The sequence below is a fragment of the Agrobacterium tumefaciens genome, assembly GCF_005221385.1.
Classification (GTDB): Bacteria; Pseudomonadota; Alphaproteobacteria; order Rhizobiales; family Rhizobiaceae; genus Agrobacterium; species Agrobacterium tomkonis.
Genome location: NZ_CP039904.1, coordinates 832,210 through 847,823, shown reverse-complemented (window position 1 = coordinate 847,823; position 15,614 = coordinate 832,210). Strand labels below are relative to the sequence as shown.

10 protein-coding genes are annotated in these 15,614 nt (G+C 59.8%); 6 read left to right on the top strand and 4 right to left on the bottom strand.

Annotation, left to right across the window (positions count from 1 at the left end; translation table 11 throughout):
* The first annotated feature begins 10 nt into the window (after window positions 1-10).
* The 3 genes from kdpC to CFBP6623_RS19085 are packed head-to-tail and all read left to right on the top strand — an operon-like array spanning window position 11 to window position 4,085.
* Entirely contained in the window at window positions 11-577 is a 567-nt protein-coding gene (gene kdpC, locus CFBP6623_RS19095) for a potassium-transporting ATPase subunit KdpC (protein ID WP_046799957.1), read from the top strand.
* A 55-nt stretch (window positions 578-632) separates the two neighbouring features.
* Window positions 633-3,335, top strand: a complete 2,703-nt coding sequence (locus CFBP6623_RS19090) for a sensor histidine kinase (protein WP_046799956.1) — start codon at window positions 633-635, stop codon at window positions 3,333-3,335.
* Between the two features lie 60 nt (window positions 3,336-3,395).
* Window positions 3,396-4,085 carry a response regulator transcription factor gene (locus CFBP6623_RS19085; protein WP_046799955.1) on the top strand — a complete coding sequence of 230 codons (690 nt, stop codon included), beginning with the start codon at window positions 3,396-3,398 and terminating at the stop codon, window positions 4,083-4,085.
* 33 nt (window positions 4,086-4,118) lie between these two features.
* On the opposite strand, the gene CFBP6623_RS19080 is transcribed toward CFBP6623_RS19085, so the two are convergent.
* Window positions 4,119-5,171 (bottom strand): low specificity L-threonine aldolase, encoded by a 1,053-nt coding sequence (locus tag CFBP6623_RS19080; RefSeq protein WP_046799954.1) that lies wholly within the window; start codon window positions 5,169-5,171, stop codon window positions 4,119-4,121.
* Between the two features lie 373 nt (window positions 5,172-5,544).
* Here CFBP6623_RS19080 and gltB point away from each other — a divergent pair, with 373 nt between their 5' ends.
* Genes gltB through CFBP6623_RS19070 form a run of 3 tightly spaced genes read left to right on the top strand, consistent with a single transcriptional unit; the run spans window position 5,545 to window position 11,927 of the window.
* On the top strand, window positions 5,545-10,290 hold the full coding sequence (gltB, locus tag CFBP6623_RS19075) for a glutamate synthase large subunit (protein ID WP_046799953.1): 4,746 nt from the start codon (window positions 5,545-5,547) through the stop codon (window positions 10,288-10,290).
* An 8-nt stretch (window positions 10,291-10,298) separates the two neighbouring features.
* Window positions 10,299-10,457 (top strand): hypothetical protein, encoded by a 159-nt coding sequence (locus CFBP6623_RS26895; protein ID WP_156393940.1) that lies wholly within the window; start codon window positions 10,299-10,301, stop codon window positions 10,455-10,457.
* 15 nt (window positions 10,458-10,472) lie between these two features.
* On the top strand, window positions 10,473-11,927 hold the full coding sequence (locus tag CFBP6623_RS19070; RefSeq protein WP_046799952.1) for a glutamate synthase subunit beta: 1,455 nt from the start codon (window positions 10,473-10,475) through the stop codon (window positions 11,925-11,927).
* A 200-nt stretch (window positions 11,928-12,127) separates the two neighbouring features.
* Here CFBP6623_RS19070 and CFBP6623_RS19065 read toward each other — a convergent pair whose 3' ends face one another.
* The 3 genes from CFBP6623_RS19065 to CFBP6623_RS19055 form a co-directional block, all read right to left on the bottom strand.
* Window positions 12,128-13,483 carry a sensor histidine kinase gene (locus CFBP6623_RS19065; protein ID WP_046799951.1) on the bottom strand — a complete coding sequence of 452 codons (1,356 nt, stop codon included), beginning with the start codon at window positions 13,481-13,483 and terminating at the stop codon, window positions 12,128-12,130.
* Window positions 13,480-14,154 (bottom strand): response regulator transcription factor, encoded by a 675-nt coding sequence (locus CFBP6623_RS19060; RefSeq protein ID WP_046799950.1) that lies wholly within the window; start codon window positions 14,152-14,154, stop codon window positions 13,480-13,482. The genes CFBP6623_RS19065 and CFBP6623_RS19060 overlap by 4 nt, the downstream gene beginning before the upstream one ends.
* A gap of 202 nt (window positions 14,155-14,356) precedes the next feature.
* Window positions 14,357-15,592, bottom strand: coding sequence for an SGNH family hydrolase (locus tag CFBP6623_RS19055; RefSeq protein ID WP_046799949.1), 1,236 nt, complete (start codon window positions 15,590-15,592; stop codon window positions 14,357-14,359).
* Window positions 15,593-15,614: the final 22 nt, after the last annotated feature.

Here is a 15,614-nt window from a genome sequence, read left to right as displayed (position 1 = left end):
GAGTAAGACAATGTTTAGACAGCTTCGTCCCGCACTGGTGCTGATCCTTGCCACCACCGCCATAACCGGCCTTGCCTATCCGCTGGGCATGACGGGTCTGGCGCAGGCGCTCTTTCCCTTTCAGGCCAATGGCAGCCTCATAGAAAAGAACGGCAGCGTGGTGGGTTCGCAATTGATCGGGCAGGCCTTCACCGGTGAGAAATATTTCCACGGCAGGCCCTCCGCCGCCGGCGACGGATATAATGCCGCTTCGTCTTCCGGCTCCAATCTCGGTCCGACCAGCGCCAAGCTCATCGACCGGGTGAAGCAGGATTATGAGGCCGCGAAAGCCGAAAACCCGGCAGCCGAGGTGCCGGCCGATCTGGTGACGGCATCGGGCAGCGGTCTTGACCCGCATGTCACGCCTGAGGCCGCCTATTTCCAGATACCGCGTGTCGCAAAGGCAAGGGGCATGGATGAAACCTCGTTGCGTGCCATCGTCGAGCGTCATGTCGAGGGACCGGAACTGGGCTTCATGGGCGAACCCGTCGTAAATGTGCTGGCGCTGAACATGGCTCTTGACGCAGCCGGCTCATGAACTGAAATGGCTATGGCTTCTTCGGAAGCCATAGCTTCGACCACTGGTGGGTTAAATGCCTGACGATATCAGCAATATGCCGAGCAGACCGTCGCCCGATGCGCTGCTGGAAAACGCCCGGCGCGAGGCGCGGGGCCGGCTGAAGATTTTTCTAGGCGCAGCCCCCGGCGTCGGCAAGACCTATGAAATGCTGATGTCCGGCCGTGCGAAACTTGCAGATGGCGTCGACACCATTATCGGCGTCGTGGAAACCCATGGCCGCCGCGAAACTGAAGCTCTGGTCGAAGGGCTGGAGGTGATCGCCCGCAGGCGCATCGATTATCGCGGCCAGATGCTGGATGAGATGGATCTCGATGCGATACTCGCCCGCCGCCCCGCTCTGGTGCTGGTCGATGAGCTTGCTCATACCAATGCCGCCGGCAGCCGCCACCCCAAGCGCTATATGGATGTTCAGGAAATCCTCGCGCAGGGCATCGATGTCTATACGACGCTGAACATCCAGCATGTCGAAAGCCTGAACGATGTGGTGGCACAGATCACCCGCATCCGCGTGCGGGAAACAGTGCCTGACAGCATCATCGACAGGGCCGACGATGTCGAAATCATCGATATCACCCCCGACGATCTGCTGAAACGCCTGCAGGATGGCAAAGTCTACATGCCCCGCACTGCGCGGCGCGCCATCGAGAATTACTTTTCCCGCGGCAACCTGACGGCGTTGCGTGAACTGGCGCTGCGACGCACCGCCCAGCGGGTGGACGAGCAATTGCTCAACCACATGCAGTCGCATGCCATTTCCGGACCATGGGCGGCGGGGGACAGGGTTCTGGTATGCCTCGACCATGGCGGCAATGGCCCGGGTCTCGTGCGTTATGCCCGAAGGCAGGCGGATCGCCTGCGCGCGCCCTGGACGGCGCTGCATCTCGATACGCCGCGTTCGCAGCAATTATCGGAGGCGGAGAAGGACCGGCTGGCCGGCACCATGCGGCTTGCCGAGAAGCTGGGTGGCGAGACGGTAACCCTGCCGGCGCTTGATCTGACGCGCGAGATCATCGCCTATGCAAACGCCAATAATTTCACCCATATCATCATCGGCCGTCCTAAAAAGAACTGGTGGCAGCGCCTGTTCCAGCGCTCGCTGACCCATGAACTGATCGACCATGCGGGCGATATCAGCGTCCACGTCATTTCCGGCGACAAGACGGCGGAAAAGCCGGTGCAGACGGTGAAGCAGGCGTCTCCGCGTCGTGGCAATCTGCTCAAGGCTTATCTCAGCAGCACGTTGCTGGTGGCGGTGGCTATCATTGTCGGCATCGGGCTGGACCAGATGCTCGACGTTCGAAATCTGGCGCTGGTCTTCCTGATGGCGGTTCTGGCCGCTGCCGTGCGCGGCGGGCTGGGGCCGGCGCTCTATGCTTCATTGCTTGGCGCCTTCGCCTTCAACTTCTTCTTTCTGGAGCCGCGCTACACGCTGACGGTGAGCGCACCGGACAGCGTCGTGGCGCTGCTGTTTTATTTCGGAGTGGCCTTGGTCGCCTCCAATCTGGCCGTCGCCGTGCAGCGGCAGGCGGCGTCGGCGCGGGCGAGGGCGCGAACCACCGAGGACCTCTATCTGTTTTCAAAAAAACTGGCAGGCACTAGCACACTGGATGATGTGTTGTGGGCAACCGCTTACCAGATGGCTTCGATGCTGAAGGTCCGGGTTGTTCTGCTGCTGCCGGAAAACAATACGATCACCGTCAAGGCGGGTTATCCGCCGGATGATACGCTGGCGGATGCCGATATCGCCGCCGCGCAATGGGCATGGGAGCATAATAGAGCCACGGGCCGCGGCGCGGATACTCTGCCGGGTGCGAAGCGTCTTTATCTGCCATTGCGCACCGGCAGCGGCGCCATCGGCGTGGTGGGGCTGGATGATGACCGGGTCGGCCCGCTTTTGACACCGGAGCAGCAGCGGCTCTTCGATGCGCTGGCCGATCAGGCGGCCCTTGCCGTCGAACGTATCCAGCTTGCCTCGGATGTCGACCGGGCAAGGCTTGCGGCGGAAACCGACCGGCTACGCACTGCTCTCCTCACCTCCATTTCCCATGACTTGAAAACACCACTTGCGGCCATTCTGGGTTCGGCCGGAACGCTAAAGGATTTTGCGGACGACATTCCGCCCGATGCGCGGACTGAGTTACTTTCGACAATCATTGAGGAGTCCGAGCGGCTTAACCGTTTCATCTCCAACCTGCTGGATATGACAAGAATTGGTTCAGGGGCGATGGAGCCAAATTACGGGCTGCATTTCGTCGGGGATATGGTCGGCACGGCGCTTTCGCGCGCGGCGAAAATTGTTGTCCGGCACGAGATCATTCTGGATATTCCCTCCGATCTGCCGATGCTGAAGGTCGATCCGGTGCTTTTCGAACAGGTGTTGTTTAATTTGATCGACAACGCGGCTAAATACGCGTCCGAACAGACGGCTATCGAGATCAGGGGGTGGCGGCAGGGCATGCATGTCTTCCTGTCCGTTGCGGACGAGGGGCCGGGCATTCCCCCTGATGATACGGAGCGGGTGTTCGACAGTTTCTACCGGGTGCGCAAGGCGGATCATGTGCAGGCCGGCACGGGTCTCGGGCTATCCATCTGCAAGGGTTTCATCGAGGCCATGGGCGGGTCGATCCGGGCGGAAAACAGGTCGGGTCGCCCAGGCGCGCAATTTACCATAAGCCTGCCAGCTCCCCCTGACGCACCCGTGCTAGATCATGATTAGGGCGCGATTTCAGAAGAGAATCATTCACGTGCTTCGTCGTGCCGCTAAAGGAGATCGGGAATGACCAATTCCGCCGTCCGCATTCTGATCGTCGACGATGAACCGCCGATCCGCAAGCTTTTGCGGGTGGGGCTGTCGACTCAAGGATATGCGGTGAGCGAGGCCATGAATGCGAAGGTGGCGATGGAGCTGGTCGGTGAGGACAAACCCGATCTCGTCGTTCTCGATCTCGGGTTGCCGGATATATCAGGACATGATCTCCTGGCGAAATGGCGTGGCGAAGGGCTGGCGCTGCCGGTGATCATTCTCTCCAGCCGCACGGATGAGGCGGGTATCGTCAAGGCGCTGGAACTAGGAGCGGATGATTACATCGCCAAGCCTTTCGGCATGAACGAGCTTGTCGCCCGCATCCGCGTCGCCCTGCGCCACCGCCTGCAGAGCCAGGGGGAAAGGCCGGTATTTCAAACAGGTGACCTTTCGGTCGATCTTGTCCGGCGCATCGTCAAGGTGGAGGATCGCGAGGTGAAACTCTCGCCCAAGGAGTATGATATTCTGCGGGTTCTGGTGCAACATGCGGGCAAGGTGCTGACGCACCGATTTTTGCTTGAGCATGCGTGGGACGAGTTGACCGACGTCCAATATTTGCGGGTCTATGTGCGCCAGCTTCGCCAGAAGATCGAAAAAATTCCGGACCAGCCCCGCTATATCCTGACGGAAACCGGTGTCGGTTACCGGCTTCAGGAGGTTTGAGGGCGCCGTTATGGGACGCCCTCAAATGTTGTGTCAGACAGAAGCGCAGATCGACAGGAATTCGTCCACGTCGGCCTCGGTCGTCGCAAAGCTGGTGACCATGCGGATCAGCAATTCGTCCTTGCCGACCTTTTCCGGCATGTCGCGCGGCTCCAGCCAGTCATAGAACTTCGCACCCTTGGCCGTTGCGGCTTCGGCGGCGGCCTTCGGCAGAATGGCGAACACTTCGTTGGCCTGTGTCGGCCAGGCGAGGCGGGCGCTGTTGAGCGAGCCGAAGCCGGCGCGTAACCGGTTGGCCATGGCATTGGCGTGGCCGGCGAGACCAAGCCACAGATCGTCCTGCAGATAGGCTTCGAATTGTGCGGCGATGAAACGCGATTTCGAAAAAAGCTGGGCGGTGCGCTTGCGCAGGAAGGAGAAGTCCCGGGCGAGCGAAGGATCGAAAAACACGATCGCTTCCGCACACCAGCAGCCGTTTTTCGTGCCGCCGAAAGACAGCACGTCGACGCCGCGTTTCCAGGTCATTTCGGCCGGCGTGGTGTCGAGTGCGGCAAGCGCATTGGCAAACCGCGCGCCATCCATGTGCAGTGGCAGACCGTTGTCTTTGGCGATCCTGGCGATGGCGTCGATTTCATCGAGCGTATAGACCGTGCCGGCCTCGGTTGCCTGCGTCATGGTGATGGCGGCGGCGCGGCCATGGTGAACGGCGTCCTGCGGATAACGCGCGATGCGTTCGATCAGGTTTTCCGGCAACATCTTGCCATCAGGCCCTTCAACGGCGACCATGCGCATGCCGCTGAAGAAATCAGGCGCGCCGCATTCGTCTTCGATCACATGGGCTTCCGAATGACAGAAGGTCAGGCCGCCGGGGCGGGCGATGCTGGCCAGCGAAAGCGAGTTGGCCGCCGTGCCGGTGGCGACGAAAAACACCGCGACCTCGCGCTCGAATATCTCGTTGAAGCGTTTTTCGATGGAGAGATCGAGTTCGCTGGTGCCGTAAGCAGCGGCAAAGCGGGTGGATTCCCGCGAAAGCCGTTCGTTGACGGCCGGATGGGCGCCAGCCCAATTGTCTGAAGCAAAAAACATCTCTGAAGGCTTTCCGATAGCTGAGTGTCTGTTTTGGGGCTGCGTGAAGCGATGACGGGGAAAGTTCTAGGACCTAACCTTGCGATTGGCAAATCCGGTAATGAAAGCAATAGCTCGGCCCATTTTGTGACAAGAAAGTTTCGCGCAATAGGTCAGTATCGAAACTTCACTGCAAAATGACGGTCCGACTAATTGGATTCGCACCCTTGCCAATTCCGCCGGTTTCTGCCAAAATCCTCATGAATTGAGACAGCTTTGCTGTCCTAAATTTGCTCGAACCGGGTTGAGTGCGATTTTTGCGGGAAGCGAGAATTCGTGGTCGAGCCGGATCTTCGCATGAAACCATGCAAGTAATTTTGCAGGAGGGACAAAAATGACGCACAAGCCGCAGGCAGAGATCGCCGCCGCAACCCTGACCACAGACTGTCCCACCGCGGCCGTGGCCGCACCTGTTTCTGCGAAGGCGCGTTTCGCGGGCGGCCTGCCGGAAAAGCAGGGTCTTTATGATCCGGCCAATGAACATGACGCCTGCGGCGTCGGTTTTGTTGCCCATATGAAGGGTCAGAAGTCGCACCAGATCGTCAAGGACGGCCTGTTCATCCTCGAAAACCTGACGCATCGCGGCGCTGTCGGTGCCGATCCGCTGATGGGCGATGGTGCCGGCATTCTCGTGCAGATCCCCGACCGTTTCTTCCGCGAGGAAATGGCGGGCCAGGGCGTGACGCTGCCCAAGGCTGGCGAATATGCCGTCGGCCACATTTTCATGCCGCGCGATCCGTCGCGCATCGAGCACTACAAGAAAGTCATCGTCGACGTAATCGGCGAAGAAGGGCAGCAGTTCCTCGGCTTTCGTGATGTGCCGGTTGACAATTCCTCGCTGTCCAAGGCCCCGGATATTGCCGGGACAGAACCGCACCATGTTCAGGTCTTCATCGGTGCCGGGCGCGATGCCGCGACCAATGCCGATTTCGAGCGCAAGCTGTTCCTGATCCGCAAGGTGCTGTCCAACCGCATCTATGACGAGGGCGGCGGCAAGGAGACACAGGATTTCTATCCCGTGTCGCTCTCCTCCTCCACCATCGTTTATAAGGGCATGTTCCTCGCTTATCAGGTGGGTGCTTATTACAAGGATCTGGCCGATCCGCGTTTTGAATCCGCCGTCGCCCTCGTGCACCAGCGTTTCTCCACCAACACTTTCCCATCGTGGAAGCTTGCGCACCCCTACCGCATGGTCGCCCATAACGGTGAAATCAACACGCTGCGCGGCAACGTCAACTGGATGGCGGCGCGTCAGGCATCCGTCTCGTCGGCGCTGTTCGGCGACGATATCTCCAAGCTCTGGCCGATCTCCTATGAAGGCCAGTCGGACACCGCCTGCTTCGACAACGCGCTGGAATTCCTCGTGCGCGGCGGTTACTCCATGGCGCATGCCGTGATGATGCTGATCCCGGAAGCCTGGTCCGGTAACCAGTCCATGTCGGCTGAACGCAAGGCATTCTACGAATATCACGCAGCACTGATGGAGCCGTGGGACGGTCCGGCCGCCGTTGCCTTCACCGATGGCAAGCAGATCGGCGCGACGCTTGATCGCAACGGCCTGCGCCCGGCACGTTATCTCGTCACCGACGACGACCGCATCATCATGGCGTCTGAAGCCGGCACGTTGCCGGTGCCGGAAGAGCGCATCGTCAAGAAGTGGCGTCTGCAGCCCGGCAAGATGCTGCTGATCGACATGGAAAAGGGTTCGATCATTTCCGACGAGGAAGTGAAGCATGAACTTGCCGCCAAGCACCCCTATCGCACCTGGCTCGACCGCACGCAGCTTATCCTTGAAGAGCTGAAGCCGGTCGAACCCCGCGCGCTGCGCCGCGACGTGTCGCTGCTCGACCGCCAGCAGGCCTTCGGCTACACCAGCGAAGATACGAAGCTCCTGATGTCGCCGATGGCGACCACCGGTCAGGAAGCTATCGGCTCGATGGGCACGGATACGCCGATTTCGGCCATGTCGGACAAGTCGAAGCTGCTCTACACCTATTTCAAGCAGAACTTTGCGCAGGTGACGAACCCGCCGATCGACCCGATCCGTGAAGAGCTCGTCATGAGCCTCGTGTCCTTCATCGGCCCGCGCCCCAACATTCTCGATCACGAAGGTGCGGCCCGCGCCAAGCGTCTGGAAGTGCGCCAGCCGATCCTGACCAATGGCGATCTGGAAAAAATCCGCTCCATCGGCCACACGGAAGACCGCTTCGACACCAAGACGCTCGACTTCACTTATGATGTGGAACGTGGCGCGGAAGGCATGCCTGATATGCTGGACCGCCTGTGCGAGCGGGCGGAATCCGCCGTACGCGGCGGTTACAACATCATCGTGCTTTCCGACCGTCAGCTCGGCCCTGATCGCATCGCGATCCCCGCGCTGCTGGCAACGGCTGCCGTGCACCATCACCTGATCCGCAAGGGTCTGCGCACCTCGGTCGGCCTCGTCGTGGAAACCGGCGAACCGCGAGAAATCCACCATTTCTGTCTGCTGGCCGGTTATGGTGCCGAAGCGATCAACCCCTATCTCGCCTTCGATACGCTGCTCGACATGCACAAGCACGGCGCCTTCCCGAAGGAAGTGTCCGACGACGAAGTCGTTTATCGCTACATCAAGGCGGTTGGTAAGGGCATTCTCAAGGTCATGTCCAAGATGGGCATTTCCACCTACCAGTCCTATTGCGGCGCGCAGATATTCGACGCCGTCGGCCTGTCTTCGCAATTCGTCGAGCAATATTTTTTCGGCACTGCCACCTCCATCGAAGGTGTGGGCCTGACGGAAATCGCCGAAGAAACCGTAACGCGCCATACCGCGGCTTTCGGCAAGGATCCGATCCTTGCCAATACGCTCGATATCGGCGGCGAATATGCCTATCGCATGCGTGGCGAGAGCCACGCCTGGACGCCGGATGCTGTCGCTTCGCTGCAACATGCCGTGCGCGGCAACAGCCAGGATCGCTACCGCGAATTCGCCGGCATGGTGAATGACACGGCGCTGCGCATGAACACCATTCGCGGCCTGTTCAACGTCAAGTCAGCGGAAGTGCTCGGCCGCAAGCCGGTCTCCATCGATGACGTCGAACCGGCAGCCGATATCGTCAAGCGATTCTCGACCGGCGCCATGTCCTTCGGCTCCATCAGCCGTGAGGCGCATGCGACGCTGGCCGTTGCCATGAACCGCATCGGTGGCAAGTCCAATACCGGCGAAGGCGGCGAGGAATCCGACCGCTACCTGCCGTTGCTCAACGGCAAGCCAAACCCCGAACGCTCGGCCATCAAGCAGATTGCGTCGGGCCGCTTTGGTGTGACGACGGAATATCTCGTCAATGCCGATATGTTGCAGATCAAGGTGGCGCAAGGTGCAAAGCCCGGCGAAGGCGGACAGCTACCCGGCCACAAGGTGGATGCAACCGTTGCCAAGACCCGTCACTCCACGCCGGGCGTCGGCCTCATTTCGCCACCTCCGCATCATGATATCTATTCCATCGAAGATCTGGCGCAGCTGATCTACGACCTGAAGAACGTCAACCCGGAAGCCGATGTTTCAGTGAAGCTGGTGTCGGAAGTCGGCGTCGGTACGGTTGCGGCCGGCGTTGCCAAGGCCCGCGCCGACCACATCACCGTTTCCGGTTTTGATGGCGGCACCGGCGCTTCGCCGCTCACCTCGCTCAAGCATGCAGGCAGCCCCTGGGAAATCGGCCTTGCCGAAACCCAGCAGACGCTGGTGCTGAACGGCCTTCGCTCACGCGTCGCACTGCAGGTGGATGGTGGTCTGAAGACGGGCCGCGACGTCATCATCGGCGCTCTGCTCGGTGCGGACGAATTCGGCTTTGCCACAGCGCCGCTGATTGCAGCGGGCTGCATCATGATGCGCAAGTGCCATCTCAACACCTGCCCGGTGGGCGTCGCGACGCAGGACCCGGTTCTGCGCAAGCGTTTCAAGGGCACGCCGGAACACGTCATCAACTATTTCTTCTTCGTAGCTGAAGAAGTGCGCGAAATCCTTGCCTCGCTTGGCGTTACCAGGCTGGACGAAATCATCGGCGCTTCCGAACTGCTTGAGAAGGATGAGATGCTGGCTCACTGGAAGGCCAAGGGGCTGGATTTCAGCCGCATCTTCCACAAGGTCGAGGCTCCCAAGGAGGCAACCTTCTGGACCGAGCGCCAGAAGCACCCGATCGACGACATTCTCGACCGCAAGCTGATCGAGAAGTCGCTGCCGTCGCTCGAAAACCGCGAGCCCGTGGTTTTCGAAGTGCCTATCAAGAACGTCGACCGCTCCGCCGGCGCGATGCTGTCGGGTGCGCTTGCCAAGCGCTGGGGCCACAAGGGCCTGAAGGACGATACGATCCACGTGACGCTGCGCGGCACGGCCGGCCAGTCCTTCGGTGCGTTCCTGGCACGCGGCATCACCTTCGATCTGGTGGGTGATGGCAACGACTATGTTGGCAAGGGTCTGTCGGGTGGCCGCATCATCGTGCGCCCGCCGGAAAACACCCGCATCGTCGCTGAAAACTCGATCATTGTCGGCAACACAGTGCTTTACGGTGCGATCACCGGCGAGTGCTATTTCCGCGGTGTCGCGGGTGAGCGTTTCGCGGTGCGCAACTCCGGCGCTGTTGCGGTTGTCGAAGGTGTGGGCGACCACGGCTGCGAATATATGACCGGCGGCATCGTCGTCGTTCTCGGTGAGACGGGCCGCAACTTCGCGGCCGGCATGTCCGGCGGCGTGGCCTATGTTCTCGATGAGACCGGCGATTTCGCCACCCGCTGCAACATGGCGATGGTCGAGCTGGAGCCGGTTCCGGAAGAGGACGACATGCTGGAGAAGCTGCACCATCACGGCGGCGACCTCATGCACAAGGGACGCGTGGACGTTTCCGAAGACATGACGCGCCACGATGAGGAGCGCCTCTACCAGCTGATCTCCAACCACTTCCACTACACGAACTCGTCGCGCGCCAAGGATATACTCGACCGCTGGAGCGAGTTCCGTCCGAAGTTCCGCAAGGTCATGCCGGTCGAATACCGTCGCGCACTTGAGGAAATGGAACGTATGCGCATGGGCGTGGCGGCGGAGTAATCCGCCGCGTGAAGATACTACACCAACTGGTCTCGCTGTTGATCGCGGTCGCCGTTCCCACGGCGATCTACTGGACGAGCGGCGAGATCGGATTTGAGTTCATCGTATTGGGGGCGGCTTTCGGTTTCGCTTACTGGTACTGGGGCCCGACAGGCGCTCCGCTTTGATGTGAGGACATAAACGTGGGCAAGGTAACAGGTTTTCTGGAAATCGACCGGCAGGTGGGCAAGTATCAGCCCGCATCGGATCGTATCCGCCATTTCCGCGAATTCACCATTCCGATGTCGGATGCCGAAGTGCAGAAGCAGTCGGCACGCTGCATGGACTGCGGCATTCCCTATTGTCATGGCCCGACGGGCTGTCCCGTGCACAACCAGATCCCCGACTGGAACGATCTGGTCTATAACAACAATTGGGAAGAGGCGATCCGCAACCTCCATTCCACCAACAACTTCCCGGAGTTTACCGGTCGCGTCTGTCCCGCGCCTTGCGAGGAAGCCTGCACGCTGAACCTCGAGGATGCGCCGGTCGCGATCAAGACCGTCGAGCAGGCGATTGCCGACAAGGCCTATGAGCTGGGTTTCATCGTGCCGAAGCCGGCGACCATTCATACCGGCAAGAAGGTCGCCATCATCGGCTCCGGCCCTTCCGGCATGGCGGCTGCGCAGCAGCTTGGCCGCGCCGGTCACGAGGTTCATGTTTATGAGCGGGAATCGAAGGCCGGTGGCCTGCTGCGTTACGGCATTCCGGATTTCAAGATGGAGAAAAACTTCATCGACCGCCGCGTCGAGCAGATCAAGGGTGAAGGCGTCACCTTCCATTACGGCGTCAATGTCGGCGTCGATGTAACCGTCGAGGCGCTCCTGGCTGATCACGATGCGGTGCTTTATTGCGGCGGTTCGGAAACCCCGCGCCCTGCCGGCATCGGCGGTGCAGATCTGCATGGTGTCTACGACGCCATGCCCTATCTCGTGCAGCAGAACCGTCGCGTTGGCCGTGAGAACATCGACAGCGTCGGCTGGCCGGCCGATCCGATCCTCGCCGGCGGCAAGCATGTTGTCGTTGTCGGCGGCGGTGATACGGCGTCTGACTGCGTTGGCACCGCTTTCCGTCAGGGCGCGGTGAAAGTCACGCAGCTCGACATTCGTCCCATGCCGCCGGAAAAGGAAGACAAGCTGGCTGTCTGGCCCTTCTGGGCAACCAAGATGCGCACCTCTTCCTCTCAGGCAGAAGGTGCCATTCGCGAGTTCCAGGTGGCGACGCTTGAGTTCGTCGGTGAAGACGGCGTGTTGACCGGCGTGAAGTGCTGTCAGGTGGATGATCGTCGCAAGCCGATTGCCGGCACGGAATTCATCATCAAGGCTGATCTCGCTTTCATCGCCATCGGCTTCTCCGGTCCCTTCACTGACAGCGTGCTGAAGGAAATGAACGGCAAGCTGGCGCTCAATACAGACCGTCGCGGTTCTACCAATGTGATCGCCAACGAGACTGACTATAAAACCTCCGTCGATAAGCTTTGGGCGGCGGGTGACGTTCGCCGTGGCCAGTCGCTGGTGGTCTGGGCGATCCGCGAAGGCCGTCAGGCGGCACGTGCGATCGATGAAGCCTTGATGGGTGCAAGCCTATTGCCACGTTGAGCGGATCGATGTGCGCATAGGCCGCACAAAGAAAAACAAAAGGCCTGTTGTGAGAAACACAACAGGCCTTTCGTTCGACTGGACGACCAAAAATGCGATTGGGGTGTCGCATTCATGGGGACAGGCAAAATATCGTGCCTGTGAATTGCACCGGCATTACGAGTTTTTCAAAAAGCAGCTTTTTTACGAAAAACGGTGTGTCAGCAATAGGGCAGGCTGATACGGAAACAGGCGCCCCCGGTCGATGAATCACTGATGGTGATTTCTCCGCCGTGGTAACGGATGATTTCCTGAACGAGGTTGAGACCAAGCCCGGTGCCGCGATCTTTCGGCCTCAAGCGGTGAAATGCATCAAACACCAGCTCCCTGTCCTCTTCTGGAATCCCGCTGCCTTCGTCGCATATGTCGATAACGCGGTTGGTTGCGACCTTTATGGTGATTGTTCCGCGATTGCCGCCATGTTCAATGGCGTTTTGCACGATATTCATAAGGGCGCGTTGCAATGAGGCGTCATCGGCCAAAGCAAGGATCGGTTCTTCTTCCGGCTCGAAGGAAAGCTCATACCCCTGGGAGATGGCAAGCGGCGCCATGTCAGCCACAACCGACCTGCACAGGCTGACAAGATCAAGCGGAATAAGCGGCGCTTTCTGTCCGCCCAGGCGCTGCAGATCGAGCAATTGTTCGGCCAGCACGGCGATGCGGCTGGCATCGGCCAATATCCTGCTACGGGATGGGCCGTCCAGCAGCGTTTCGACACGGGTCTGGAGAATGGCGACGGGGGTTCGCAATTCATGGGCCGCGTCAAGAATGAAGCGCTTGTGCCGCTCGTAACCATCGTCCAGCCGTTTCAGCGCGCCGTTGACGGCATGCACCAGTGGCTGCACTTCTCTTGGAATATCGCCATCCGGCAATCGATATCCGCGTTTGTCGATGTCGATGGTCTCCGCTGTGCGTGCAATGGCGGAGAGGGCGAGAAATTCCCTGCGGATGATCCAGGGAATGGTCACGATCGTTACAATCGACATGAGAATGAGGATCGGCATGATCAATATGTTGGAAAACAGCAGCACAGGGAATGTCATGCTGAACGGTCCGCCTTTGCCGATCATCGCAAATTCGCCCACTGGCCCGGAAACGCGGCGAACGACGGCGATACGTACGACGGCGAGATAGGAATAGGACAATGCCGCATCGCGTATATCGGAGAGCTTAACGTCGCTCAGCTGCTGATCCATGTTGCTGAATGCTTCGGGCACTTGCCCGCCCTGCACGATCTCCCCTGTTTCGCTGACGGCGACGAACCAGAAATCGGGTGTGTTGCTGCGCAACTGCACGAATTCACTCGTTTCCTTGAGGACCAGCCGGCCATCCTTGTCCCGCACCAGCGCATTGGCGGTAATCTGGGCTGCCTGTGGGCTGAGCAGTGCACTGCCCCCGCCGCCGGTGGACAGATAGGCGACGAAGCCGGCGCTGACGATGAAGAGGCTGCCGATCTGGAACAGCAGCAATTGAATGGTCAGGCGGCGTTTAAGCGATTTCCTCTTGGCCGGCTTCATGATGTCGCCCTCAAAAGATAACCGACGCCGCGAATGCCATGGACCTCCACCCCCGCATCGGCGGCCAGCAATTTGCGGCGCAAACGGGAAATGTGGGAATCGAGGGCGTTAGACTGGATTTCATCATCGAAATTATAGACGGCTTCCTCCAGCAGCGAACGCAGCACCGTTCGGCCCTGTCGCCGCAACAGCGCTTCAAGGATGAGCAGTTCCCGCCTGGTCAGGGCAAGAAACTCGCCCGCAATGCGGACTTCACGGGTTTCGAAGCAAAATTCCAGCTTACCCAGCTTCGCCGTCATCGTCACGGCGCTGGCGGGTCGTCGCATCAGGGCGCGGATGCGGGCGAGAAGCTCTTCGACGGCGAAGGGCTTGGCCAGATAGTCATCCGCACCGAGGTTCAGGCCCTTCACGCGGTCGGCAAGCGCACCCTGCGCCGTCAATACGATCACCGGCGGGGTGACGGGCAAGAGGCGTAGATCCTCTATAAGCTGGATACCGTCTCCATCGGGCAATTGCCGGTCGAGCACGACAAGATCGTGGACACCATCCATGATGGCATGACGGGCAAGATCCAGCGTGCCGACATTATCCACGATGATATCGAACCGGTGGAGCGCGGCGGACAGGGCTGCTGCCATTTCGCGTTCGTCTTCAACTAGCAGCAGGCGCATGAATTGGTCTCGGCAAAATCTTGACGCGGCTCCCGCGGCCGTGCATGAAGTAAAAATGACAGCTTTTTGGTGGTAACGAAGAAATATCGCCATACAAAATGCGGCTACAGGCCGCATCTCTGTAGAACTTCAGTTATCTTGCCATTTTCGCATTGCCTAAACATTACGCCCGCTTGCGTTTGTAATGCCGGTGCAGAAGCGCCTATTGTCGGGCTTGCACATTCTCCGGGACGACCCGATAGTCATCGATGCGGCCCGCCGGCGCATCGGCCATTTCGCCACGCTTTGTCAGCCGTTCACGCGGCGATTCCACCACCGAGACGCGTGTCGGCCCGGCTGTCAAAGGCGCATCGCCCAGCAGCTTGTCGCCGCCATCGAGATTGGGATCGGTGAGGCTGATCGGCTGCGTGCGCACCTGCCCCGCATCGATGCCAAGCGCCGGCAGCGAGGTGAGTGCTGGAAGATTGCTGCCATCCAGTTTCACGAGATCAGGGCCAGCGCTGTCGAGGTGCCGGCGCACGAATTTCTCGACGTAGAAGGCGAGCTTGCGCTTGCCGGCCTGCGTCATACCGATGCCATCAGCCTCGCGCAGACGGGCCTGCTGGCCGTTCATATCATATCCGGTGATGACAAATTTTCCGCCCTCATCGACGAAGCCGTCCCACACATCCACGAATTCGCCGCCATATTTTTCGACATGGTTGCGGTAGAGCCGGTTGAAGCCGACGAGATCGGCTGTGAGCGAGGGGGACTGGAAGGCGGGCAGGCCAACCCAGAGCAGCGGCACTTTCGGGCGGCCGGCAAGGGTCAGAAGTTCATCGATCCGCCGTTCATATTCCTTGAACCAGACATCGGTGCCGAATTTTTCCCTGATATCGCCGATCTGCATTTGCTGGCGATCGTTCGAGCCCATCATGATGACGATGGTGGCCGGATTGGTCTCGCTTATGAATTGCGGCAGGTTGGAAAACCAGTCGTAATAATCCGTGCGGACGAGACCGGAAGAACCATTCGCACGCACATCGACGGCAATTGCCGGTGAACTGGCAAAGGCATTGACCAGCTCTTCCCCCATGCCGCCGGCCAGGAAGTCACCGATAACCAGAACGCGCCTTGCGTTTTCAAGCTTGGCGGCTGGCTCCGGCTTTGCGGTTCGCATTTGAACCACCGAAGGTGCCTTTCGGGCGGGTTGCGGGCGAGTAACCGATCTTTCGCGCGGGGCAGAGGGGAAATCCCGCCGGTTGCGGGGCTGGTATTCACGCCCGGATCCGCCATCGCGACCAACCGGCCTGCCGAACAGCATTTCAAACAGGGTGCGCCGCTGTTCTTGGGCAAAGGTCTGGGATGGAACCAGCGGCACGCAAAGGGCAGCAGAAAGAATGATGGCGCAGATGCGCCATCCGGTCTTTCCGCTATTCACCGCAGGTTTCCTATTCATAACATCGACCTTTCCGGATGCT